Annotated in this window: 25 protein-coding genes; 11 read left to right on the top strand and 14 right to left on the bottom strand. The window is 69.3% G+C overall.

Going from position 1 to position 21,975, the window contains the following annotated elements; genetic code table 11:
* The first annotated feature begins 332 nt into the window (after positions 1-332).
* The 4 genes from ACYVOK_RS35875 to ACYVOK_RS35860 all read left to right on the top strand — a co-directional run bounded on the left by ACYVOK_RS35875 (position 333) and on the right by ACYVOK_RS35860 (position 4,368).
* A complete protein-coding gene (locus ACYVOK_RS35875) occupies positions 333-896 on the top strand; it encodes a dihydrofolate reductase family protein (RefSeq protein WP_460667077.1) in 564 nt (187 codons plus the stop codon).
* 159 nt (positions 897-1,055) lie between these two features.
* Positions 1,056-2,483 carry a serine hydrolase domain-containing protein gene (locus ACYVOK_RS35870; RefSeq protein WP_460667076.1) on the top strand — a complete coding sequence of 476 codons (1,428 nt, stop codon included), beginning with the start codon at positions 1,056-1,058 and terminating at the stop codon, positions 2,481-2,483.
* Between the two features lie 128 nt (positions 2,484-2,611).
* Complete coding sequence (locus ACYVOK_RS35865; RefSeq protein ID WP_460667075.1) at positions 2,612-3,544, top strand: hypothetical protein; 933 nt, start codon at positions 2,612-2,614, stop codon at positions 3,542-3,544.
* Positions 3,545-3,606: 62 nt separating this feature from the next.
* Positions 3,607-4,368, top strand: a complete 762-nt coding sequence (locus tag ACYVOK_RS35860; RefSeq protein ID WP_460667074.1) for an alpha/beta fold hydrolase — start codon at positions 3,607-3,609, stop codon at positions 4,366-4,368.
* Positions 4,369-4,433: 65 nt separating this feature from the next.
* On the opposite strand, the gene ACYVOK_RS35855 is transcribed toward ACYVOK_RS35860, so the two are convergent.
* From ACYVOK_RS35855 to ACYVOK_RS35840, 4 genes are all read right to left on the bottom strand, one after another.
* Positions 4,434-4,865: a YybH family protein gene (locus ACYVOK_RS35855; protein ID WP_460667073.1), complete on the bottom strand. Its 432-nt coding sequence runs from the start codon at positions 4,863-4,865 to the stop codon at positions 4,434-4,436.
* 71 nt (positions 4,866-4,936) lie between these two features.
* A complete protein-coding gene (locus ACYVOK_RS35850) occupies positions 4,937-5,890 on the bottom strand; it encodes a sigma-70 family RNA polymerase sigma factor (protein ID WP_460667072.1) in 954 nt (317 codons plus the stop codon).
* The gene (trpD, locus tag ACYVOK_RS35845; protein ID WP_460667071.1) at positions 5,890-6,936 is read right to left on the bottom strand and encodes an anthranilate phosphoribosyltransferase; all 1,047 of its coding nucleotides are present in this window, start codon (positions 6,934-6,936) and stop codon (positions 5,890-5,892) included. Before trpD ends, ACYVOK_RS35850 begins: the two co-directional genes overlap by 1 nt.
* A 146-nt stretch (positions 6,937-7,082) precedes the next feature.
* A complete protein-coding gene (locus ACYVOK_RS35840) occupies positions 7,083-7,877 on the bottom strand; it encodes a glycoside hydrolase family 16 protein (RefSeq protein ID WP_460667070.1) in 795 nt (264 codons plus the stop codon).
* A gap of 90 nt (positions 7,878-7,967) precedes the next feature.
* Here ACYVOK_RS35840 and sigJ point away from each other — a divergent pair, with 90 nt between their 5' ends.
* Positions 7,968-8,846, top strand: coding sequence for an RNA polymerase sigma factor SigJ (gene sigJ / locus ACYVOK_RS35835; RefSeq protein ID WP_460667069.1), 879 nt, complete (start codon positions 7,968-7,970; stop codon positions 8,844-8,846).
* Here the strand turns inward: sigJ and ACYVOK_RS35830 are convergent.
* Complete coding sequence (locus ACYVOK_RS35830) at positions 8,836-9,579, bottom strand: phosphotransferase family protein (protein WP_460667068.1); 744 nt, start codon at positions 9,577-9,579, stop codon at positions 8,836-8,838. The genes sigJ and ACYVOK_RS35830 overlap by 11 nt on opposite strands.
* Before the next feature lie 82 nt (positions 9,580-9,661).
* Here ACYVOK_RS35830 and ACYVOK_RS35825 point away from each other — a divergent pair, with 82 nt between their 5' ends.
* The gene (locus ACYVOK_RS35825; protein WP_460667067.1) at positions 9,662-10,924 is read left to right on the top strand and encodes an FAD-binding oxidoreductase; all 1,263 of its coding nucleotides are present in this window, start codon (positions 9,662-9,664) and stop codon (positions 10,922-10,924) included.
* Positions 10,925-10,994: 70 nt separating this feature from the next.
* Here the strand turns inward: ACYVOK_RS35825 and ACYVOK_RS35820 are convergent, their stop codons facing one another.
* Complete coding sequence (locus ACYVOK_RS35820) at positions 10,995-11,930, bottom strand: SH3 domain-containing protein (RefSeq protein ID WP_460667066.1); 936 nt, start codon at positions 11,928-11,930, stop codon at positions 10,995-10,997.
* Between the two features lie 244 nt (positions 11,931-12,174).
* On the bottom strand, positions 12,175-12,810 hold the full coding sequence (locus ACYVOK_RS35815) for a TetR/AcrR family transcriptional regulator (RefSeq protein WP_460667065.1): 636 nt from the start codon (positions 12,808-12,810) through the stop codon (positions 12,175-12,177).
* A 54-nt stretch (positions 12,811-12,864) separates the two neighbouring features.
* Between ACYVOK_RS35815 and ACYVOK_RS35810 the strand changes: the two genes are divergently transcribed.
* Complete coding sequence (locus ACYVOK_RS35810) at positions 12,865-13,389, top strand: ester cyclase (RefSeq protein ID WP_460667064.1); 525 nt, start codon at positions 12,865-12,867, stop codon at positions 13,387-13,389.
* 52 nt (positions 13,390-13,441) lie between these two features.
* Here ACYVOK_RS35810 and ACYVOK_RS35805 read toward each other — a convergent pair whose 3' ends face one another.
* The 3 genes from ACYVOK_RS35805 to ACYVOK_RS35795 form a co-directional block, all read right to left on the bottom strand.
* Positions 13,442-13,753: a YciI family protein gene (locus ACYVOK_RS35805; RefSeq protein WP_460667063.1), complete on the bottom strand. Its 312-nt coding sequence runs from the start codon at positions 13,751-13,753 to the stop codon at positions 13,442-13,444.
* A 72-nt stretch (positions 13,754-13,825) separates the two neighbouring features.
* Positions 13,826-13,981, bottom strand: coding sequence for a DUF6131 family protein (locus tag ACYVOK_RS35800; RefSeq protein ID WP_460667062.1), 156 nt, complete (start codon positions 13,979-13,981; stop codon positions 13,826-13,828).
* 96 nt (positions 13,982-14,077) lie between these two features.
* Positions 14,078-15,478, bottom strand: a complete 1,401-nt coding sequence (locus tag ACYVOK_RS35795; RefSeq protein WP_460667061.1) for an MFS transporter — start codon at positions 15,476-15,478, stop codon at positions 14,078-14,080.
* Between the two features lie 170 nt (positions 15,479-15,648).
* Here ACYVOK_RS35795 and ACYVOK_RS35790 point away from each other — a divergent pair, with 170 nt between their 5' ends.
* From ACYVOK_RS35790 to ACYVOK_RS35780, 3 genes are read left to right on the top strand one after another with little or no spacing between them, the layout of a single operon-like run.
* On the top strand, positions 15,649-16,011 hold the full coding sequence (locus ACYVOK_RS35790; RefSeq protein ID WP_460667060.1) for a YciI family protein: 363 nt from the start codon (positions 15,649-15,651) through the stop codon (positions 16,009-16,011).
* A complete protein-coding gene (locus ACYVOK_RS35785) occupies positions 16,008-17,267 on the top strand; it encodes an RNA polymerase sigma factor (RefSeq protein WP_460667059.1) in 1,260 nt (419 codons plus the stop codon). Before ACYVOK_RS35790 ends, ACYVOK_RS35785 begins: the two co-directional genes overlap by 4 nt.
* Positions 17,268-17,303: 36 nt before the next feature.
* Positions 17,304-17,969, top strand: coding sequence for a hypothetical protein (locus tag ACYVOK_RS35780; RefSeq protein WP_460667058.1), 666 nt, complete (start codon positions 17,304-17,306; stop codon positions 17,967-17,969).
* 42 nt (positions 17,970-18,011) lie between these two features.
* Here the strand turns inward: ACYVOK_RS35780 and ACYVOK_RS35775 are convergent, their stop codons facing one another.
* Genes ACYVOK_RS35775 through ACYVOK_RS35765 form a run of 3 tightly spaced genes read right to left on the bottom strand, consistent with a single transcriptional unit; the run spans position 18,012 to position 19,978 of the window.
* Entirely contained in the window at positions 18,012-18,566 is a 555-nt protein-coding gene (locus tag ACYVOK_RS35775) for a DUF4240 domain-containing protein (RefSeq protein WP_460667057.1), read from the bottom strand.
* Between the two features lie 46 nt (positions 18,567-18,612).
* On the bottom strand, positions 18,613-19,173 hold the full coding sequence (locus ACYVOK_RS35770; RefSeq protein WP_460667056.1) for a dihydrofolate reductase family protein: 561 nt from the start codon (positions 19,171-19,173) through the stop codon (positions 18,613-18,615).
* Between the two features lies 1 nt (position 19,174).
* Complete coding sequence (locus tag ACYVOK_RS35765; protein ID WP_460667055.1) at positions 19,175-19,978, bottom strand: alpha/beta fold hydrolase; 804 nt, start codon at positions 19,976-19,978, stop codon at positions 19,175-19,177.
* Positions 19,979-20,081: 103 nt separating this feature from the next.
* Between ACYVOK_RS35765 and ACYVOK_RS35760 the strand changes: the two genes are divergently transcribed.
* On the top strand, positions 20,082-20,774 hold the full coding sequence (locus ACYVOK_RS35760; protein ID WP_460667054.1) for a TetR/AcrR family transcriptional regulator C-terminal domain-containing protein: 693 nt from the start codon (positions 20,082-20,084) through the stop codon (positions 20,772-20,774).
* On the opposite strand, the gene ACYVOK_RS35755 is transcribed toward ACYVOK_RS35760, so the two are convergent.
* Positions 20,754-21,755 (bottom strand): LacI family DNA-binding transcriptional regulator, encoded by a 1,002-nt coding sequence (locus tag ACYVOK_RS35755; RefSeq protein WP_460667053.1) that lies wholly within the window; start codon positions 21,753-21,755, stop codon positions 20,754-20,756. The genes ACYVOK_RS35760 and ACYVOK_RS35755 overlap by 21 nt on opposite strands.
* Positions 21,756-21,975: the final 220 nt, after the last annotated feature.

Here is a 21,975-nt window from a genome sequence, read left to right as displayed (position 1 = left end):
GAGACACGTGTCGCCTATGTCCTGAGACATCTGTCGCCTATGTGTTGAACCACAACACCACACCCTCCGCTCAAACCGTCGGGAAAGTCGCTTTGACCTGCGGAAACACACAGCCGTAGTTGGCTGGGGGTGGTGTCCCACTGAGTCCGGTTGAGTCCGATTGCGAGCGGTCACTTTCGGTTCTCCATGCGGAGTGCGTGCAATGCCCCCGTATGTTCCAGCCCTCATGACGCGTTCTGCCAATGACCTGTCGGATCCGGAGTGAGGCGTTCGTAGTAGGGGTGACGGGCGGCCGGAGGAAGGCCGCCGGACTGACAGAGAGGCATAGCGCCATGCGGAAGCTGGTCTACGGCATGAACCTGTCCCTGGACGGCTACGTCGCCGCGGCGGGCGACGACCTCGGCTGGAGCGTGCCGAGCGACGAGCTGTTTCAGTGGTGGCTCGACCAGGAGCGGGCGATTGGTCTGTTGCTGTACGGGCGCAAGCTGTGGGAGACCATGAGTTCCTACTGGCCGACCGGCGATCAGCAGCCGGGCGCCACCCCGGCGCAGGTCGAGTTCGCGCGGAACTGGCGGGATACGCCGAAGGTGGTGTTCTCTTCGACGGTCGACAAGGTTGACTGGAACACCCGTGTGGTCACCGGCGACGCGGTCGCGGAGATCACCCGGCTCAAGGCCGAGGACGGCGAGCCGATGAGGGTTGGTGGCGCAGCGCTCGCTGGGGCGGCCATGCGGGCCGGGTTGGTCGACGAGTACGAGATCGTGACCCATCCGGTGCTGGTGGGCGGCGGCACACCGTTCTTCACCGCGCTGGACAGCTGGGTGAACCTGAACCTGGTGGAGACGCGGACGTTTCCCGGCGGCGTGGTCCTGACCAGGTACGAGACGAGGCGTTGAGCGCGATTCCTTTGCGCGGCGCTCGCGCCGCGCCTTGAGACCATGACAGGCCAGTTCGGCATTTGCAGCGGGGACGGGGCGAGACGGCTCGCGGCCGACCGCTGTTGCCCGGTCAATTTGTTCGGGGGCAGTCTCGGTGCGGGCAGTTAGGATGCGCGGATGTCTCCTCGTGCCCTGCTGCCGCGGTCGACGCCGGCCGCATCGGCGATCTCGTCCCGCGCAGTTGCCGCGCTCCTGGACCGGCTCGAAGGGCAATCCATCGAGTGTCACTCCATCATGGTCGTACGCCACGGACACGTCGTCGCTGAAGGCTGGTGGGCGCCGTACTCGGCCGAACGCCCGCACCTTCTCTACTCGCTGACCAAGTCGTTCACGTCGGTCGCCGTGGGGCTTGCGATCGCCGACGGGCTGCTCTCGCTGGACGATCGAGTGGTGGACGTGTTGCCCGACCACGTTCCGGCCGGCGTCTCGGAGCAGGGACGCCGCCTCACCGTTCACCACCTGCTGTCCATGACGACCGGACACCGTACGGACAGCCTCGCCGAAGCCTGGCAACTGGAACCGGGCGACCTGGTGAAGGGCTTCTTGCGCGTGCCGTTTCCCGACCCCGAGGGAACCCGGCACGCCTACGACAACTCGACCACCTACATCCTGGCCCGGATGGTGGAACGGGTCACCGGGTGCGGCCTCCCGGAACTGCTCGACGACCGCCTCTTCAAGCCGATGGGCGTCGACCACGCCGAATGGGATCGAGTGGCGAGCGGTGCCGCCTTCGGATTCCACGGTCTGCACCTCACGACCGAGGCCGTGGCCGCCTTCGGCGAACTGCTGTTGCGCGGCGGGCTTTGGGGCGACCGGCAGCTCGTCCCGCGCGAATGGGTGGACCTCGCGACCACACGGCACATCGAGACACTGCCCTTCGATGAGGCGTCGGCGAATGCCGACTACCTCTGCGGTTATGGGTACCAGTTCTGGATGTCGCGTCACGGTTACCACGGTGACGGCTCGTTCGGCCAGCTCTGCGTGGTCGTCCCGGCACACGATCTCGTGGTCGCCATGACCGGCGCCAATCGGCAGGCACAGGCAATCCTCGACGCACTCTGGGAGTGCCTGCTGCCCGGCATGGATCACGCGGGAAGCACCCGGGACGACGAGATCCTCAGCGAGCGGCTGCAACGGCTGTCAATCGCGCCGGTGCTGGGTGCGGCTGCCCCGGAGCGTTCCATCGAGGCGCGACTCGACGGCTCCGCCGAGCATTCGGCTCTGCCCGACGGCACCACGGTGGTCGTCGATCCCGTGGACCGTGGGTGGCTCCTGCGACTCGGGTCGTCCCTCGACGTCGAGGTCGGCCACGGTGAATGGCGGGAAAGCTCACCGCTCGGTCGCCCTGTCGTCGCGGCCGGCGCCTGGCAGGGCAATACCTTCGTCGCCGAGCTCTGCGTCATCACCACCCCGCACCGGGTCCGGCTGGTGGTCGACGCCGACGCGGGGACAGCGGTGGCAACCTGGAACATCGTGCCCCTGACCAGCCCAAGTCTGGCGTTGCATCTGCGGTCGCCGTTGATGACCCGGCCCGACGTCGCGTAGGCGTGTTGCCAGCCGATCCGGCAGGTCTTGGTGCCCGAATCCCACACCCTCCGCTCTGTGATGTCTCAAGACATCGGCGTAGCTTCGGACACTCATCGGGCTCGAGGGCTTTGACTTGTGGGAGAAGCGTGATCACCAAGTGGCTGTGGCGCGAGTATGTCGCCGCCGATGAGGAGTATGAGCACGCGGATCGGCGTCTGCTGGGAACCGCCTACGGGCCCGCGGTGGCCAGGGCGCTCGCCTCAGGGCCGGATGTGGACGCAGCGCTCGAGTTCCTGTCCGTCCACCGCCCGCTCGAGGTCGTCGAGCGGTGTCTTGATGCGTTGCTCCCGGTGGCCGTCGAAGGCGGATCGGAGCAGGGTGAGGTACGGGAGTTGGTGTTCGCGGCCGACCGTCAGGCGGTGTCCAATGCCTTGCCCGCGTTGGTGGCTCGGGTCGTCAGGGGCCCGAATGAAGGGGATGCGGCCTATCTGGCCTATCACGGACTGATGGACCTACTCGAGAGGCTCGAGGAGTGGCGACTGCTGCACTACGTCGTGCGAGCCGCGCGGCAGTCGCCGGATCCGGAGGTCCACTCCGCAGCGGACGACTTCGACGACGATTTCGGCGCGCTGGAAAGGCACCCTGAGGAGCCTGGGATCGCTCCGGTGGATCCCTCTCGGCCGGAGTCACCTCCCCCAGAGGCAGCCCAGGCGTGGCAGGACTTCGCCCGGGCGCGGTCGCGGCGCAACAGCGCACGCAACGAACTGCTGCGACGCAGCTGGGTTACCAGGGTGATGCCTTACCGGCGGTCCGGCGCCCGGCTGCTGGCCGACGTGCTCGGCTCAGAGACGTACACCAACGACATCCGTGACGCGCTCCGCACGCTGGACACCGCCTCGCTCCGCCAGGCAGTGACCCTGATCTCGGAGACCCTGCTGACCGACCATCGACGACGTACCGAACGTTATCGCGCGCTGCTGACGGTCCTCGGCGAGCTACCCGACACCGCCGGCCTCGTCATCGCCCTGGAGTGCGCCCGCACCAGCGCAGACCCCGATATCAGGCGCCTCGCCTCGTAACCGCGTCCCGGGGACGGCCTGGCGGTTCCACTGCGTCGGTGTCTGGCTGCGAGAGTGGGGGGATGGAGCTGCAGGTGCCGGTAGCGGGTGGCGAGGTCTGGGCTGAGCATGTCGCGGGGGCCGGTCTGCCGGTGGTGTTGCTGCATCCGGGGGTTGGGGACTCGCGGGTGTGGGATCCGGTGATGCCGCGGCTGGTGGAGCGGCATCGGGTGGTCCGGTACGACGTACGCGGCTACGGGCGATCCGCGTTGCCGACGAGTGAGTTCTCGCTTGTCGAGGACCTGGTGAGCGTGATGGACCAGCTGGGGCTCGAGCAGGTCGTGCTGGTGGGCTGCAGCATGGGCGGTGACACGGCGCTGAGTCTGGCGCTGGATCATCCGGCACGGGTCCGCGGTCTCGTCCTGCTGTGCCCGGGCGTCAGCGGCTTCCCGTGGCCGGACGAGCCTGAGCTCGACGCGGAGTTCGAGGCGCTTGTGGAGAGGCGCGACGTCGACGGCCTGGTGCAGCTCGGCTTGCGGCTGTGGGCCGCCGCCGGAGCCGACGACGCCGCGGTCGCTCAGCTGGAGGCCGCCGTACCTGCATGGTTCGACCAAGGCGACTACCTGCGGAAGGACCCGCCGGTGTACGACCGCCTCCACGAGATCCAGGCGCCGTCCGTGGTCATGGTCGGCGACAAGGACCGCCCGATCCTGGCCGCCGTCGCAGGCGCCGCGGCCGCACGCATTCCCGGCTGCGAGTTCATCTGGCTGCCCGGTGCCGACCACCTGCCGAGCCTCCGCAGCCCGGACCAGGTGGCCGAGACCATCCTCCGGCTCGCGGTCTAGCAGTCCCCTCGAGCCGGCCTTGTACGCGGTACCCGCCGCGGCTACGGGTTCAGCGTGCTGGTGGATCAGTCGCCAGTCTGGTCCGCGGCGACCGCCGGGGGTACGTCGTCGTGCGGGAACGAGTGGTGTTCGTGGGTGACGATCCAGCGGCCCGACTCCTTGCGGAGACCGATCGTTAGACGCAGCCGCATATCCGGCTTGGCCTCGAACTCGTCCGGTGTGCCGCAGCGCAGCAGCGCGAAGGCGAAGGCGACGTCCTCGCCGGCCGTGACCTCGAGGGACTCCAGTTCGAAGGAAGCACCTGAGCGCTGCCATTCGAAGAACCCGGGCCAGGTGTCGCGGTAGGCGTCCAGGCCGCGCACCCCGTCGTACGGCGGGGGTACGTCGAACATCACGATGTCCGGGGCGTGGTCGGCCAGGACCGTGTCCAGCTCACCGGCGTGGACCGCGGTGACCCAGTTCTCGATCAGTGTGCGGACTTCCTGCTCGTTCGTCATCTTTCCGTCCTTCCAGAGGGAGCCGTCACGGGTAGAACCCCGGCTCCGGCCGGAAACTCATCGCGGAAACGTCAGCGAACTTCCTCGGGCAGCCCGAACGCGGTGAAATCGGCCTCCAGGAACGACACGACCTCCACGATCTGCGACCCGCGCACCTGGATCACGTCCAGCCCGCCCGGCACGTACCGGTCCCGGTCCCACAGGTACGTCCCGAAGGCCAACTGCCCGTTCGCCCGCGTCGGCAGGAACCGCCACTTCTCCCGCAGCGGGCCGTTCAGCAGGAACTGCCGGATGCCGGCCCGCCCCGAGAACCAGTGCATCAGCGGCGGCATCGAGTACTTCGCGTCCTCCGCCAGCATCGCCACGATCGCGTCGACGTCACCGGACTCCCAGGCGGCCATGTACCGCCGTACCAGGTCTCGCTGGGCAGATTCACCCAGCTTCCGCAGCGTCTCCTGCTGAGTGGGCTGCAACCCGCTCAACACCGCACGCGCCCGTTGCAGCGCACTGTTGACCGCGGCCACCGACGTCTCGAGCACGTCCGCGACCTCACGGGAAGCGAACGACAGTACGTCGCGCAGCAGCAGGACCGCACGTTGTCGCGCGGACAGGTGCTGCAGCGACGCCACGAATGCCAGCTCCACCGACTCCAGCGCCGTCACCCGCGCCTCCGGGCTCAGCCGCGAGGTCCACTCCAGCCGGCTCGGCGGGTACGGCTCCAGCCACTCGGCCTCGAAGGTGGCGTTCAGATCGGTGGGCAGCTCCCGCTTGCCCCGCTTCTCGATCAGGGTGAGGCAACGGTTCGTGGCGATCTTGAACAGCCACGACCGGATCGAACCGCGGTCCTCGTACCGGTCGAGCGCGGTCCAGGCCCGCACGAGCGTCTCCTGGACGGCGTCGTCCGCGTCCGCGTCGGACCCGAGCATCCGGTAGCAATGCGCATGCAGCTCTCCACGCCATGGCCCCACCAGCGCTCCGAAGGCGTCCTTGTCGCCGGCCTGTGCGGCGTCGAGCAGCTCACGCATCACCTGAACGCTAGCGACTGACCGGCCCAGCGTTCCAGCGTTGCCGTGGCGTCGCCGTTGTCCACAGCCTTCCGGCACCGCTCCAGGCAGTCGGCAAACTGCTCGAGCAGCAGGCCTTTGCCGAGCTCCAGAGTGACCAGTGCGGCCGCGGCATTCAGCAGTACGACGTCCCGCACCGGACCCGGCTCGCCGTCGAGCAGACCGCGCAGCACCCGCGCGTTGTACGCAGCGTCACCGCCGCGCAGCTCAGCCAACGACACCGGCGCCAGTCCGAGCGACCGCGGGTCGAACACCACCTCCGAGGCGATGCCCTCGTGCACGACCCACACCCGAGACGGTCCAGTGGTGGTCAGCTTGTCCAGCCCGTCCTCGCCGCGTGCCACCAGTGCGGACCTGCCCTGCGCAGCGAGGGCGTCGGCGATGACCGGCAGCATCCGCGGGTTCGCCACCCCCACCAGCTGGTGGTGAGGGTCTGCCGGGTTCAGCAGCGGCGCCAGCACGTTGAACGCCGTCGGCACCGCCAGCTCACGTCGTACGACGGCCACGTGGCGCAGCGCCGGGTTGAAGCGTGGAGCGAACAGATAGGTGAGCCCGACCTCGGCAGCGACCCGCGCCGCCTCCTCGGCCGACAGGTCGAGTGGGACGCCCAGGTGCTCCACCAGGTCAGCAGAGCCGCCTGCTGACGAGGAGGCGGCGCGGCCGCCGTGCTTGACCACAGTCACGCCGGTGGACGCTGCCACCACCGCTGCCATCGTGGAGATGTTCACGGCGCCGGTGCGGTCCCCGCCGGTCCCGACGATGTCCACGAACGGTCCGGGGATCCGGACCGGCGTTGCGTGCGAACGCAGTACCGAAGCCAGACCGGCGATCTCGTCAGCTGTCTCACCCTTGGCGCGCAGCGCGATCAGGAAGCCGGAGATCTGCGCCGCTGACGCGTCGCCCAGCACCAGCTGGTCCATGGCCCACGCGGTGTCGGCGGCGGTCAGGTCGGAGCCGGCCAGAAGCGCGGAGATGAGGCCGGACCAGGTCCGGAGTGGTGTTGCCATCGGCAATCCTCGGGGTGCTGGGCCGCCCACGAGGAGACATGACAACGGCCGCCTCGCAGGAGACGGCCGGGTGGGTACGCGGAAGCAGACCGTCTACTCGACGGCCCACCACATGCCCGCGCGCAGGAACATGCCGGCGACCTTACTCAGGCCACCAGCTGCTCCGCAACGTTCCACCCGCGGATGTGGTCGACGGTGAAGGCGGGAACGAGGTGGTCGTCGTCACCCCGGCTGCGATCAGGGAAGTCGAACACCGCGAGCATGAGCTGCATCGGGTACGATGGTGCGCCCTGGCAACTGCGGATCTGGGCGCCGTCGACGAAGAACGACGCCTCGCCGGCGGTCCACTCGACGGCGTACGTGTGGAACTCGCGCAGGTCGATCGGGAGGGGCACGGCTTCGAAGTCCTGGGGCATGGACGGGTCGCGCAACTGCTTCAACCCCATGCCGACCGCGGTCGACTCACCGGGCACGATCGCGTCGCCGAACACCTCCATCACGCAGATCTCGCCACACCGCTCCGGCTGGTCCTCGAGCCCGACCATCCACAGCGACACCATCGACCGCGGACTGATCTCGGCACGGGCGCGCAGCTCGATGTACCCGCCGTTCGGCGTCCAGCCCCAGAACGGCTCCTGCTCCTCGCGGACGACCAGGCCCTCGCGGTACGGCTGCTGGCCGACCGTGCTGCCCACCGGTCCGGAGTAGTTGCCCGACTGGATCCCTGAGACGCGCAGATCCGGCTTGTGATCACCGGCGCACCAGAGTCCCTGGTCCGGCGGGATGCTGAGCGTCAGACAGGAGTCACTCAGCTCGTACGTCGCTGCGGACGCCGCACGCGAGCTCCAGTGCGGGAGGTAGTACGGCGACCACACCGACAGGTCCAGTGAGGGTCCGTCGAAGTGGTCCTCGAACACCAGGTCACGTGGGGTATCCGGCATTCCCCCATCATGAGCCCTGGCCCAGCGCTGTCACATCATGGTGGCGCGATCCGTCAGGGGTGTGACGGCGTACGACAGGAGACTGTGACAGTGGACGAGCACGACCAGCTTGCGCGGCAGTTCGAGCAGCACCGTGGGCACCTGCGCGCGGTGGCGTACCGGATGCTCGGGTCGCTGGCTGAGGCGGAGGACGCGGTGCAGGAGGCGTGGCTGCGGCTGAGCCGGTCGGACGTGAGTGACGTCGGCAATCTGGGTGGCTGGCTGACCACTGTCGTGTCGCGGGTGTGTCTGGACACGCTGCGCAGTCGCAGGTCGCGTCGTGAGGAGTTCGTGCCGGACCCGATCGTCACGCGGGAGGACAGCGGGCCGGGTCCCGAGGAGCTGGCGGTCCAGGCGGACGCGATCGGTCTCGCGCTGCTCGTCGTACTGGAGACCCTGGCGCCGGCGGAGCGGCTCGCGTTCGTGCTGCACGACATGTTCGGGGTGAGCTTCGACGAGATCGCGACGATCGTGGACAGGTCGCCGGCGGCCGCGCGGCAGCTGGCGAGCCGGGCGCGGCGGCGGGTGCAGGGCCGGCCGGCGGCCGACGGGGATCCGGGTCGGCAGCGGGAGATCGTGGACGCGTTCCTGGCCGCCTCCCGGGGTGGAGACTTCGAGGCGCTGCTCGCCCTGCTCGATCCGGACGTCGTACTGCGGGCCGACGCCGGGGCGGCGAGTGCGGAGTTCGCGGGCCCGGCGGTGTCGAAGCTGATCCGCGGTGCGCGGGCGGTGGTCGAGCAGGCGCTCCTGTTCAGCCGGATGGCGCCGTACAACGAGACAGTCCTGATCAACGGCATGCCGGGCACGCTGACGGTCGTCAACGGCCGGGTCATAGGCGTGATGGACCTAGTCGTCGTCAACGGCAAGATCACCGAGATCAACATCCTCGCCGACCTCGACCGCCTCAACCACCTACCAATCACCGCCTGACCAACGCCAGCACCCGCTCAGCCTGCATCTCCGCCGTACCGGGTGGGTTCCGCCCGGCGCTCGGGCCGCCCGGACCGACCAGCGTGAGCCAGAACGCGGCCCACAGGCACCGCGCTGCGTGGAACCGGTCCGGGTCGACGGCGAACCGATCGGCGAAGCCGGTCCAGTCGGTACGACGACCGGACAGGTGCTCGACCAGGTTGGCGAGCTCTACCGCGCGGTCGCCGCGGCCCGCGTCCTCGAAGTCGACGATGCGGATCCGCGTGCCGTCCCACAGGTAGTTCTCCAGATTCGGATCACCGTGGGCAACCACCGGATCCCGTACGTCGATCAGTTCGACGGACGTGTCCAGCCACGCACGTGCCGCCGATCCGATCACCCCCGGACGGTCACGCAGTACGCCGAGCCCGGACCGGACCCGGCCGACGAGCGCCGGTAGGTCGACAGCGGGAAGACCGTCAGGAGGAATCGACCACAGCTCCCGCAACGCGTGCGCCAGCGCATCGAGCCGGCGGTCGTCCAGAGCGCCCCCGAGCGGGACACCGGTGACGACGGTCATCGTGATCGACGGAGGGGAGAGGACGCGGTCCAGGGGTTCGGGGGCCAGGTCGGGGCTGTGCCGGGCGAGCAACTGCAAGGCGGCCCACTCGCGGCCCGGCTCGTCGCGGGACCAGGAGACGTAGCGCTTGGTCAGGACCGAACCGTGGACTTCGACCGTGTGGGTGGGGCTCATTCGGAAAAGTTTGGTGGGGGTGTCAAGAAACGGGGGGCTTCTTCGACGTCTGGGTAGGGACGGATGTGAAGGAGTGGTTGGGATGACTGCGCAGACGGTGGTGCCGGTTGCGAGTGATGTGGTGGCGGGGCTGTCGGGGGCCGGGTTCAACGGGGCGGTTCGGCTGCCGGGGGAGGCGGAGTACGACGTACAGCGGAAGTCCGTGATCCCGACGGTGGATTCGCGGCCGCTCGTGGTTGCCGAGGCGTACAGCCGGACCGACGTCCAGGCCGCGGTGCGGACGGCGCGTGAGTACGGCGTGCCGATCGCGGTCCAGGCGACCGGGCACGGCACCCGGGTCCCCGCCGACGGTGGCATCCTGCTGAAGACGACCCCGATGACCTCTGTGCTGATCGACCCCGAGCGCCGGATCGCCAAGGTCGGGCCCGGTGCCCGCTGCGGCGCGGTGATCGACGCGGCCGGGCAGTTCGGTCTGGCGCCGTTGTCGGGTTCACACCGCGACGTCGGCGTGACCGGGTACACCCTCGGCGGCGGCGTCGGCTGGCTCGCCCGGAAGTACGGGTTCGCGGCCGACAGCGTGATCCGCGCCGAGATCGTCACCGCGGACGGCCGGTTCGTCACCGCCAGCGCGGAACACCACCCCGACCTGTTCTGGGCGATCCGCGGCGGCACGGGCAACTTCGGCATCGTCACGTCGCTGGAGTTCCGGCTCTACCCGGTCCGCCAGGTCCACGCCGGCATCGTGTACTACGGAATCGACCACGCCGGCGCCATCCTGCGCCGCTACCGCGACTGGACCGCCACGATCCCGAACGAGCTCAGCACCGCCGTCGTACTCACGAAGCTGGACGACGGTCGGCGTGCGGTCGCGATCAAGGTCATGTACGCCGGTGAGGCCGACGTCGCCGAGCACCTGCTGAAGCCGCTGTTCGAGGTCGCCGGACAGCGGCTGGCCGGCGAACTCGCGACGATCGAGTACGGCGCGGCCGCGATGGGCGGGACCCCCGCCCGGCACTTGGACTTCCTCGACGAGCTCACGGACGAACTGATCGACGTACTGGCCGACCAGGACGCGACCGTGGAGATCCGGCACTGGGCCGGCGCGATGGCCCACCCCGGGCCGGGCGCGGGTCCGGTCGGTCACCGCACCGCGACGTACTCGCTCATCGTCGACCGGGAGATGCCGACGCTGCCGAACTCCGGCCGCACCTTCGTGAACTTCCTCGGCGATCCCGGGCGGGCCGACACGGCGTACGCACCGGACGACCTGCGCCGCCTGCGCGAGGTGAAGCGGGCCTACGACCCGGCCAACCTGTTCCGGCTGAACGCGAACATCCGGCCGTGAACACAGCGACCCCGGCCCTCAGGTTCCGGAGGGCCGGGGTCGCTCGGGGCGTCAGCTGAAAGCCGACGGCTCAGACCGTGCCGGAGTTCCCGTAGACGGAAACGTGCACGTGGTCGTAGTGGTTCGCGGTCGCACCGCCGCGGTCCTCCATCGGGCGCCAGCCCTCGCTGCTGCGCTGGACCGTCCAGATGCGCTGCGCCCAGATCAGCTCGCTGATCCCGAGCTTCTTGTAGTTGGCCTTCAGCCAGGCGGCGACCTCGTCGCCCGCCGAGCCGCTGACCATGACGTCGAGCGCGCGACCGGTGGAGTGCTCGGAACCGCTGTCGCCGGCCCGGAGTCCGCCGTACGACGTGATGTTCGGGAACTTCGCGCAGACTGCCCGGTGCACCCGGATCGCGTCCGGGGTGAGGCCGTCCTCGACGTCCGAACCGGACTTGCAGGGGGCCTGGGAGATGCTGCCCGCGGTGCTGGTGCCGGTGCTGGGGCGGCGGGCGGTGGCTGCGACCGGCTTGGTCGCGGACAGGTACTGCGCCTTGACCCAGCGGGACTTCTCGTCGCGGACGATCTCGGCCCAGATGCCGTCGACCTTGCCGGTGACGTAGACCTTGGTGCCCTTGGGGATGACGTCGAGCAGGGTGCCGACGACCGGAACGGACCAGACGTTCAGGTCGGTGGTGGTGTACTTCGTGCCCATCACCTTCGGCGGCGTCGGCGCGGCCGCTGCCGCCCGGGTCTTGGTGGCGGCGGGCTTCGGGATCGGAGCCTGCTTCTTCAGGTGCTTCGCCGTCGGGCTGGCCTTGGGCTTCGGCTTCGGCGGGGTGACGTTCACTGGCGGGCGGAGGGCGTCGCGGCTGATCGCCGATTCGCGCGCCAGCTGCAGGGACGAGCTGGCGATCGGGGTGTCGATCTTCACTTCCGGGCTGGGCAGCGCGGCCGCCGAACCGGTGGCCACCAGAGCCACCGCCGCGCCGGGGATCGCCACCTTCGCGAGGCCTGGCTGGATCACCTTCGGGCGCGGTTGTCGGTGCCGCGCCTGTCTATGCCGTCCTGCAGTCACTGATCTCCCCATCTTGTCGAGACCAAACCGTTATCGACCGGAGGAGTCAAACACAGATCGCCGCAAAGTTCGCAATCGGCCCACACATTTAACGGATTACGAACATCCGAATGGGGTACCGGACGTAATCCGCCCGCTATCCGGATGTTATCGGTCCGAGATCAAACGCTTGGGCTGATTTCGTGCTGCCGTTTCAGCACAGAGCGTGAATGATGGCGCGCCCGATCCAGTCCGCGTACCGCTCGAGCGACCAGCCGCGGTGCAGGACCAGCAGTTCGTACAACTCGACCGCGATATAGGTCCAGAGCACGTCGGCCACCTCGTCGACCGTGATGCCGTCACGCAACTGACCGCTCTCGACCAGGTGCCGGCCGAACAGCGTCATCCCGGTCAGCCGCTCGTCCAGCAGCGTCTGCCAGGTCTCGCGCAGCGTCTCGTCGTGGTGCCGGCCGTCCCGGATCAGGATCTGGACCCGGGCCGAGCGCTCCTGCCGTCGCGCGAGACCGTCGACGTACAGCTGGATCTTCCGTCGTACGTCGGGCTCGGCCTGAATGACTCGCGCCTCGGGCCGCTCGGCCATCGGAACCGGCTCGTCGTCACCGGCGATGACGAAGTCGAACACCGCCTTGGCCAGCGCGGCCTTGGTGCCGAAGCCCTTGTAGATGCTCTCGGCCGAGACCCCGGCCTGCCGGGCGACCGCCGCGATCGTGGTCGCCTGGAAGCCGTCGGCCTCGAACAGGTCCCTGGCCGCGACCACGACGTCCCGCCGCCGACGACGGGCCTGCTCGCGCCGGCCGGAGGCGTCGTACTGCCTCTTGACTTCTGCCATCACCGGTCCCATGGTTTTAGATACAGGTCAACTGTATCTAATTCAGGGGGAGACATGAACACCACCGCAGGCGTGTCGGCGGGCGATCTGGCCGTCCGTGCGATCCGGATCATGGCCGACGGCGACCGGGCTGATTTCGACGCGGTCGTCCACCCGGACGCGGTGAACCGGGAGGACGACGTCGAACCGCCGGAGTGCCGCGTCGGCGGGCCCGCGGGGTTCTACGCGACCGCACTCTGGCTGCGGACCGCGTTCGCGGACCTGGCCTACGAGATCCACCATGTCGTTGCCGACGGCAACCTGGTGGCGGTGAACTCGACGATGAGCGGACGGCATGTCGCGCCGTTCGCCGTCTACACCCCCGACGGCGTGGACACGGTGTTCCCGGCGACCGGGAAGACGTTCGCGATCACTCAGTCGCACTGGTTGCGGGTCCAGGACGGCAAGGTGATCGAGCACTGGGCCAACCGCGACGACCTCGGCCAGGCCAGACAACTCGGCTGGGTTCCCCCGACGCCGGCGTACCTGTTCCGGATGGCACGGGCGAAGTCGCGCGTGAAGCGGGCCGCGACGAGGTGATCCGCAGGGGACGATCACGCTGGGCCGAGGTCTGGGGGACGCGAGGTTTCCGTCAGGCGCTGATCAGCGTCCCGCGGAGTTCGACCCGGTCGCCGACGGCGGCGGAGATCCGGGCGGCGACCGCCTCCGCGCGGGCGTCGTCGGCCACGTCGATCAGGACGAGGCCTGACACCTGATGATCGGTGGGCACGAACGGGCCCGCGGTGACGGTCTGTTCGTCGTCGCGGATCCGCACGATCCGGCCTTCGCTCGGCAGCTGGAGCTCCTCGGCGCTGACGAGCTCGCCGGTGGCGGCCAGCTCGTCCTTGACTGCGGGCAACCGGCGGGCGGCGTCCGCCCCGTAGATCATCACGACGTACTTCATGGGCTCACGGTAGCGACGCGGACGGACAGAACCCCGCGGGCGGACGCCCACGGGGTTTCCGAGGTCCAGCTGTCAGTACCAGTGCCTTCGTCCGCCGACCGCGCGGCCGGTGGACCCGAGCAGGAACAACACCGCGCCGACGACCAGCACGATGATGCCGAGCGTCCACAGGATCGAGATGTTCAGCACCAGACCCAGGACCAACAGGATCAGTCCGAGGATGATCATTGAATCCTCCTTGTCGAGGGCCGCCGGGCGGAGGTGGCGGCCGCACCAATCCCGTTCCCACTCCCGCGGGACGTCAACCTCCAACAACTGTTTGACCTACGGTGCGGTGACTGTCTGCAACCGCCGCTCCACAGGATGTTTCCGGCTGAGCAGGAGGCCGCAGCCCGCGAGGCCGACGGCCAGACATCCCCACACGGCCCAGAACGCGATCCGGTAGCCGTGGGTGAGTGCGGCGGGGCTGGAGCCCGTCGTATGGGCTGCGGCCACAGCAGAGAGGGCCGCGATCCCGACTGCTCCACCGATCTGGAAGCTGGCACTCTGCAGTCCGGACGCGACACCGGAGTCGTCGCCGGCCACGTCGCTGAGTGAGGCGATGGAGCCGGCCACGGTTCCGGCGCCCAGTCCGGCGCCGAAGATCGTCAGACCCCAGAAGGCCAGCTCGAAGTACCCGGAGTGGACAGTCACCTGGGTCATCAGCGTCGTACCGACCCCGGCGATCAGCAGCGAGCCGAACGCGACCCGACGTGGCCCGAGCCGTGTCACCAGGTGCTGACCGATGATCGACGCGACAACGGCGGCAGCAGCGAGTACGGCGCACATGAGGCCGTAGCGGACGGCAGAGACGCCGAGAGCCAGTTGGGCGTACTGCGTGTAGATGTAGTTCAGTCCGAACACTGCCAGGCCCCAGCCGATCGTGATGAGGTTGCCGCCGACCAGGGCGCGGGAACGGAAGATCCGCAGCGGTACGAGCGGTGCGGCCGACTTCTTCTCCACCAGCACGAACAGTCCGAACAGCAGGCCGGACGCCACCAGCAGCGCGATGGTCCGGCCGGTAGACGACTCCGGCGCCTCGATGACGGCGTACACGAGCACGATGAGCGCAGCGGTCACGGTGGCCGCCCCCGCCACGTCGAACCCACGGCGACCCGGGACTCGGCTGTCCAGCAGCAGCGCAGGTGCCAGTACGACGACCAGCACGCACACCGGCACGTTGATGAAGAAGATCCACTGCCAACCCAGTCCGTCGGTGACAGGGCCGCCGACGAGAGATCCCGCCGTACCGCCGATCCCACTGGTCGCTCCCCAGATGCCCAGCGCTTTGTTGCGGTCAGCACCGTCCGGGAACGTCGTCATCACGATCGACAACGCACTGGGCAGCAGTACGGCGGCCGATGCGCCCTGCAGGCCGCGGGCGAGCACCAGCGCGTCACCACTCCAGGCGAGCCCGCAGAGCAGTGAGGACGCTGCGAACAGCAGGAGCCCGCTGATGAAGACTCGTCGCCTGCCGAGCAGGTCGGAAATCCGCCCGCCCAGCAAGAGCAGGCCGCCGAACATCAGCGCGTACCCACTGGGCACCCACTGCACGCCACCGGTCGAGAACGTCAGTTCGCGTTCGATCGACGGCACCGCGACCAGCACGATCGACGCGTCGAGAATGATCATGAAGCCGGTCAGGCACAGCACCGCCAGTGCCCACCAGCGCTTCGTCTCGACCATGTGACATCTCCAGTCCGGCGGGACGCCCCGGCTGGGCGTCACTCGGTGGGGACGTCGGGTCCGGCCGGACCACTTCGACATTCCGGAACTGTCGAGATCGGCTACCCGTGTTCCGACGTACCGGGTGAGAGGGGGTCACAACGGCCTCCGGGAACGACAGGATGGTGCCTGTGAAGTACGTGCTGCTGATCTACAGCAACCCCGAGAGCTGGGCGAGCCTGTCCGCCGAGCAACGCGAGGGCCTGTCACGGGCCCACGACGAGCTGAGCCGCGAGCTCCGCGAGCAGGGCCTCCTGGTCAGTGCGGCCGGTCTGGCCGACCCCATCACCAGCCGGACCGTGTCGGTGCGCGACGACACCACGACCACGACCGACGGACCGTACGCCGAGGCCAAGGAGCACCTGGCCGGCTTCTACCTGGTCGAGTGCGACGACATCGACCAGGCGATCGGCTACGCGGCCCGGATGCCGGATGCGAAGTACGTCGCCGTGGAGGTGCGGCCGGTGATGGACACGTCCGGGCTGGAGATGTGACGGACACCGCGGGGCGGGCCGAGTACGCCGACTTCGAGCTCCTGCTGCGCGAGCAGGCGCCGCAGGTGCTCAGTGCGCTGGTCCGGCACTACGGGCACTTCGACCTGGCCGAGGAGGCGGTCCAGGAGGCGCTGCTGGCGGCCGCGCAGCAGTGGCCGGACGAAGGGGTTCCGGACAACCCGCGGGGCTGGCTGATCCGGGTCGGCTCGCGCCGGCTGACCGACCTGCTGCGCAGCGAGTCGGCCCGGCGCCGGCGTGAGGAGAACGCGGCCCAGCTCGCGGCACCCGAGGAGTTCGTTGCGTCCGGCCCCGACATCGACGATCCGGGCGGCCGGGACGACACGCTGACCTTGCTCTTCCTGTGCTGTCATCCGGCCCTTTCACCGGCGTCCCAGATCGCGCTGACCCTGCGTGCGGTCGGCGGTCTCACCACCGCCCAGATCGCGGCCGCGTTCCTGGTGCCGGAGGCAACGATGGCGCAGCGGATCAGCCGGGCGAAGCGCAGTATCAAGCAGGCGGGCAGTACGTTCGAGCTCCCGCCGGAGGCCGAGCGGGACGAGCGGATGGGCGCCGTACTGCACGTTCTCTACCTGATCTTCAACGAGGGCTACACGGCGTCGTCCGGTGCGTCGTTGCACAGTGCCGAGCTCACCAGCGAGGCGATCCGGCTGGTCCGCGGTGTGCGGCGGTTGCTGCCCGACGACGGCGAGGTGGCCGGCCTGCTGGCGCTGATGCTGCTGACGGATGCGCGGCGGCCCGCTCGCACCGGGCCGGATGGCGCACTGATCCCGCTGGCCGAGCAGGACCGGTCGAAATGGAACAAGGCCGCCATCATCGAGGGCGAAGCGCTGGTGACCGATGCTTTGTCCCGCACACAGCTGGGGCCGTACCAGGTGCAGGCGGCCATCGCTGCGGTACACGACACGGCTGAGCGGGCCGAGGACACCGACTGGCGTCAGATCGTCGCGCTGTACGAGGTGCTCGAGCAGATGGTCGACAACCCGATGGTGAAGCTCAACCACGCTGTCGCGGTCGCCATGGCGCACGGTCCGAAGGAGGGACTCGCCGTACTCGAGCCACTGGAGTCCGACGACCGCCTGGCGGGCCATCACCGGCTGGACGCCGTCCGGGCTCACCTGCTGGAGATGTCGGGTGACCTCGCCGGCGCCCGCGAGAGCTACTTGCTGGCGGCCCGCCGTACGACGAGCGTGCCCGAGCGCAACTACCTCCAGTCGAAGGCGGACCGGCTGGCCTGAGTCGCGGTGCCCCCCGCGGTGTGTCAGGTTGGAGCTGTGGATCTCACCAGGGCCTCACTGCTCCGCGAGATGCTGACCGGTACCGAGCTCGGCAGCCGGACGACGGAGTTCGCTCACACGCTGCGCAGGTTCACCACCCGGACCGGCGGCCTACTGCTGTTCGGGCCGGCCGACGACGAGCCGTGGCACTTGACCGCGCACCTCGACGACGAGCTGCACCGGGCCGGTGTCGAGGACATCCGTCCTGCTTTGGTTCGCTGGTCGCCACCGCCGGACGCACCACCGCACCTGGCGATCGGCCTGGACCGATTGCGTGACGCGGGCCGGGGCCAGTCGCTGCTGGTCGTGGTCGAGGAGAACCCGGCCGACACGTTGCTGGAGCGCGTCGACGACGTACGGCGCCGTGGTACGACGATCTTCAGCATCGGCAACGGTGACAAGGAGCTGATGTCGCTCAGCCACGAGGCGCTCGTGCCGGAGCTGCTGGTGCCGGACGGGTTCGGCTGGGCCAGCCGGAGGATCGAGGTCGACCACGACGAGCCGCAGCCCGCCCTGACCGACGTGGAGCCCCGGACCGCCGAGGGCTTCGAGATGGCCCAGCACCTGGTCAGCCTGGCCGCGGCGGACGAGGACGCCGGCCAGCCCACCTGGCGCCGCCGCCTCCGCGCCGCCATCGAACGCCTCAGCGGCGAACCCGGCTAACCACGCCGGCCGAGCCCGCCGCACCGGCCGGCGTACCCAGGACTAGTTGTCCAGGTAGAGCGCGGCCAGGCGGGGGAGGTGGGCGTGCAGGTCGTCCTCGTCGTCGAAGTCGATCTCCTCCCCGCCCGGCAGATCCGGAGTGTCCGGCGCCTGCGCGTCGACCGCCTTCCAGTACGCCGCCTCGTCGCCGGTGACGTTCTTGTACGCGTGGCTGCCGACATGGAGCAGCCCCTCGCCGTCGAACCCCTCGAAGCCTTCCGGCCGGTCCTCGTCGACCACGTCGGCCAGCGAGTCCGGGTCGGCCAGCGCCGCCTCCCAGACCTCCCGGCCCTGCGCGATCAACCAGCCCCGGAACGAGTCGAACCCGTCCTCCGAGGCCCCCGAGTTGATCAGGTACGCCGCCGCCCACAGGTCCCACCGGTAGGACTCGACCTGCAACCGCGCGAGCTCGACCCCGAACCCCACGATCTCCTCGGCCGCCAGCCCGCCCAGCAGCTTGGTCAGCGCGTCCGCAACCCCATCCGGATCCGCCACGGTGTCATCCACCCCACCGCGCGCATCCTCGACCAATCCCCAGAACCCATCCCTGTCCACCATCACAGCGTCTCGCTGAAGCCGGGTGGATGACCAGACCCTGTCCAGGTCACGCCCGCTGGAATGTGGTGATCAGGACGCCTTCGCCGACGGTGAGGGACTTCGTCAGGCGCCACCGGGTCTTGTCCGGGGTCTCGGCGAAGAGTTTGCGGCCGTGGCCGAGGATGACCGGGAAGGTCATCAGGTGGAGCTCGTCGACCAGGTCGGCGGCGATGAGTTCCTGGGCGAGCCGGATGCTGCCGGGCACCTGGATCTCGCCGGCGACCTCCTGCTTCAGCTTCGCGACTTCCTCGCGGACGTCACCGGACAGCACCCGGGTGTTGTTCCACGCCGGGTCCTTCAGCGTGCTGGAGACGACGTACTTCGGCATGCTGTTGTACTTGTCGGCCAGCTCACCCTGGTAGTTCGGCCAGGCCGCGGCGAAACCCTCGTAGGTCTTACGGCCGATCAGCAACGCCTCGGCGCCGAACGCCTCGTCCTCCTTGAACTTCTCCCCCTCCTCGCCGCGGTCGAACTCGAAACTCCAGTTCGGATACTTGAAGTCCTCGCCGCCGGGCGCCTCGACGACGCCGTCGAGCGAGCTGAACGTGGTGACCACGATCGTTCCCATGTCAGAGCTCCTTCGCGAACTGCCGCAGGACCGGGGCGAGGACCGGCGGCTCGACGTTGTGGTTCTCACCCGGCACAGGCAGCAACCGGGCGGTCGGTAGTAGCTCGGCCACCGCTGCCGGGCCGGTCTTCAGGTACGGCGGGGTGTTGTCACCGTGCATGACCAGGACCGGGACGTCGACCGCGGCCCAGCGCTCGGCCGGCAGCGGGTTGCCCGACATGGTCGTGCCCATGATCCGGCCGTCGTACGCGATCGTCCCGGCGATCTCCTCCACCCCGGTCCAGATCGGCGTCCCCCGGACCATGTCGACGAACTCGGCCGGCATGTTCGCCGCCGCGGTCATGAACAGCTCCACCGCGTCGCCCGGGCGGCCGGCCTCGACGCTGGCCTCGAGCCGCTCGACGTAGTCGGCCGGCAGCGGCGGGCGGGTGTCGTCGACGACGACCGGCGGCTCGAACAGCGCCAGCGCGGCGATCGGGAGCCCCGCAGCCGCGGCGTCCAGCGCGAGCAGGCCCCCCGACGACCACCCGAAGACGATGGCCGGCTCGCCCGCGTCCTCGATCAGCGCGGCGAGGTCCTCGATCTCCCGCTGGATCGCGTACGGCTTGGTGTCGGTGCTCTCACCGCGGCCGCGGCGGTCGTAGATGTACACCCGGAACTCGGCGCTCAGCAGCTTCGCCACCTCGGCGTTCGACGGGTTGACGGCCCGGTGCGCGGTGGCGCCGTCGACCATGATCAGCGGCCGGCCGGTGCCGATGGCGTCGAAGGCGATCGTCGTGCCGTCGGCGGATGTCACAGAACTCATTGCGGACCCTCCCTGTGTCGTCGTTCGGAACTAGACAGTACAGTACTCACAGGAGAACTGGACTGTCTAGTATGATTTTCGGCAAGCACAGAGGAGGACCGTCGTGGAGCACCGTCAACGAGCCGCCGTCTGGCAGCCGGAGCAGGCCGCCGCCATCGAGGGAGAGGGCCGGACGCCGCGCAAACGCCGGGCGATCGTGGCCGCGGCGACCGAGGTCTTCCTCCAGCACGGCTATGTCGGCGCGAGCATGGACGAGGTCGCGGCCAAGGCCGGGGTGTCCAAGCAGACCGTCTACAAGCAGTTCGAGAACAAGGAGCGCCTGTTCGCCGAGATCGTCCTCGGCACCAGCGAGCAGTTGCTCGACGGCCTGGCCCAGGCGTACGCCGAGACGCTCGACGGGGCCACCGACGCGCGGGAAGCCCTTCGTGCGCTGGCCCGCCGCTTCCTCGACAGCCTCACCACCAGCAGCGTGCTGCAACTGCGCCGGCTGGTGATCGCGGAGGCCGATCGTTTCCCGGATGTCTGCGGCCGCTGGTTCACCGTCGGCTTCGAGGGATCCCTCGAGATGCTGGGCGAGGCGCTGACCCGGCTCACCGAGCGGGGCTTGCTGCGTGAGCTACCCGATCCGACGCTCGCCGCGTACCAGTTCGCCGGCCTGGTCATGTACAAGCCGATGAACCGGGCCATGTTCGCCGGCACCGCCGCCGCCCCGGTCGAAGGCGAACTCGACAAGCTCGCCGACCAGGCGACGGAGGTGTTCCTGGCGGCCTACGGACTAGAGGGTTCCGCGCGTTGACGTCCGCACCACGAGCTCGGGTGTGAACGTGACGCGCTGGTGTTCGTGGTCCGGGTTCGACGATTCGTCCAGCAGGAGTTCGGCGGCGGTCCGGCCGAGCAGTTGACGCGGCTGGCGGACAGAAGTCAGGGGTACGGCGGCCGCCTCGGCGAACTCGACGTCGTCGTACCCGACGATGGCGAGGTCCTCGGGAACCCGGAGGCCGAGACTCACGCACTGCTGCAGAAGGCCCAGCGCCAGCAGGTCGTTGGCACAGAACGCGGCGGTCGGACGACGGGCCGCCGGCAGGCCGGCAAGTCGTTGCCCTGCACCCCTACCTTCTGCGACGGTGAGGGCGCCGGTGGTGATTTCGATCAGGTTCTCCGGCGGTTTGCCGGCCCTCCGCAATGCGCGGCGGGCGCCGTCGCGACGGTCGATGACCTGGCCGATCGTGTTCGGCCCGCCGACGTACGCGATCCGGTCGTGGCCGAGTTCGAGCAGGTGCGCGATCGCGAGTTCGCCGCCGAGGATGTCGTTGACCGCGACCGAGCAGTGCTCGTCGTCGTCGATGGCGCGGTCCACCACGACGACCGGCGTACCGCGGGCGGGGAGTTTGCGCAGGCGGGACGAGTTCTGGTCGATCGGGGTGATCAGGACGCCCTGCACCCGCTGCTGCTCGAGCAGGTCGAGGTAGTCCGCCTCACGGTCGGCGTCCTCGTTGCTGTTGCACAGGAAGACCGAGAGCCCGGCGGCGCGGGCCGCTTCCTCGACACCCTTCGCGACGTCGGTGAAGAACGGGTTGCCGGCGTCGAGCATCAGGTACGCGAGGATGCGGCTACTGCCGGCGCGGAGTTGCCGGGCCGACTCGTTCCGGACGAAGCCGAGTGAGGCCATCGCCGCCTCGACCTTCGCCCGCGTCATCGGGCTGACGACCTCCGGCCGGTTCAGCACGTTCGACACGGTCCCCAAGGACACCCCGGCGGCGGCCGCAACCGCCTTCACCCCGGCCGCATGTTGCTTCGCCTTCCGCCGCCGCCCGGTCCCCTCCCGAACCTTGCCGGCCTTGCGGCCGGATACGCCAGGCTCGGCCGGGGCCGAAGAGGAGGAAGGGGAGCCGGACAAGCGGGTGGAGGCTGAGGCAGCCTGGCCGGACCGCTCTCGGCGAGAGGCTGCCGAGCGGGACGAGCTCGTCGAGGTGGTCCGCGGGGCCCGGGAGCTCGAT

The organism is Kribbella swartbergensis (assembly GCF_054784135.1).
The sequence above is the reverse complement of the archived record's forward strand: the minus strand, read 5'-3'. Positions and strand labels throughout refer to the sequence as shown.

Coding starts and splice junctions, on each gene's coding strand:
- ACYVOK_RS35810 (WP_460667064.1), top strand. CDS start 12,865: ATGAACACCACCGCAGGCGTGTCGGCGGGCGATCTGGCCGTCCGTGCG.
- ACYVOK_RS35770 (WP_460667056.1), bottom strand. CDS start 19,173: ATGGGAACGATCGTGGTCACCACGTTCAGCTCGCTCGACGGCGTCGTC.
- ACYVOK_RS35840 (WP_460667070.1), bottom strand. CDS start 7,877: ATGCCGGATACCCCACGTGACCTGGTGTTCGAGGACCACTTCGACGGA.
- ACYVOK_RS35775 (WP_460667057.1), bottom strand. CDS start 18,566: ATGGTGGACAGGGATGGGTTCTGGGGATTGGTCGAGGATGCGCGCGGT.
- ACYVOK_RS35825 (WP_460667067.1), top strand. CDS start 9,662: ATGACTGCGCAGACGGTGGTGCCGGTTGCGAGTGATGTGGTGGCGGGG.
- ACYVOK_RS35850 (WP_460667072.1), bottom strand. CDS start 5,890: ATGCGTGAGCTGCTCGACGCCGCACAGGCCGGCGACAAGGACGCCTTC.
- trpD (WP_460667071.1), bottom strand. CDS start 6,936: ATGGCAACACCACTCCGGACCTGGTCCGGCCTCATCTCCGCGCTTCTG.
- ACYVOK_RS35815 (WP_460667065.1), bottom strand. CDS start 12,810: ATGGCAGAAGTCAAGAGGCAGTACGACGCCTCCGGCCGGCGCGAGCAG.
- ACYVOK_RS35830 (WP_460667068.1), bottom strand. CDS start 9,579: ATGAGCCCCACCCACACGGTCGAAGTCCACGGTTCGGTCCTGACCAAG.
- ACYVOK_RS35805 (WP_460667063.1), bottom strand. CDS start 13,753: ATGAAGTACGTCGTGATGATCTACGGGGCGGACGCCGCCCGCCGGTTG.
- ACYVOK_RS35765 (WP_460667055.1), bottom strand. CDS start 19,978: ATGAGTTCTGTGACATCCGCCGACGGCACGACGATCGCCTTCGACGCC.
- ACYVOK_RS35860 (WP_460667074.1), top strand. CDS start 3,607: ATGGAGCTGCAGGTGCCGGTAGCGGGTGGCGAGGTCTGGGCTGAGCAT.
- ACYVOK_RS35855 (WP_460667073.1), bottom strand. CDS start 4,865: ATGACGAACGAGCAGGAAGTCCGCACACTGATCGAGAACTGGGTCACC.
- ACYVOK_RS35795 (WP_460667061.1), bottom strand. CDS start 15,478: ATGGTCGAGACGAAGCGCTGGTGGGCACTGGCGGTGCTGTGCCTGACC.
- ACYVOK_RS35870 (WP_460667076.1), top strand. CDS start 1,056: ATGTCTCCTCGTGCCCTGCTGCCGCGGTCGACGCCGGCCGCATCGGCG.
- ACYVOK_RS35800 (WP_460667062.1), bottom strand. CDS start 13,981: ATGATCATCCTCGGACTGATCCTGTTGGTCCTGGGTCTGGTGCTGAAC.
- ACYVOK_RS35875 (WP_460667077.1), top strand. CDS start 333: ATGCGGAAGCTGGTCTACGGCATGAACCTGTCCCTGGACGGCTACGTC.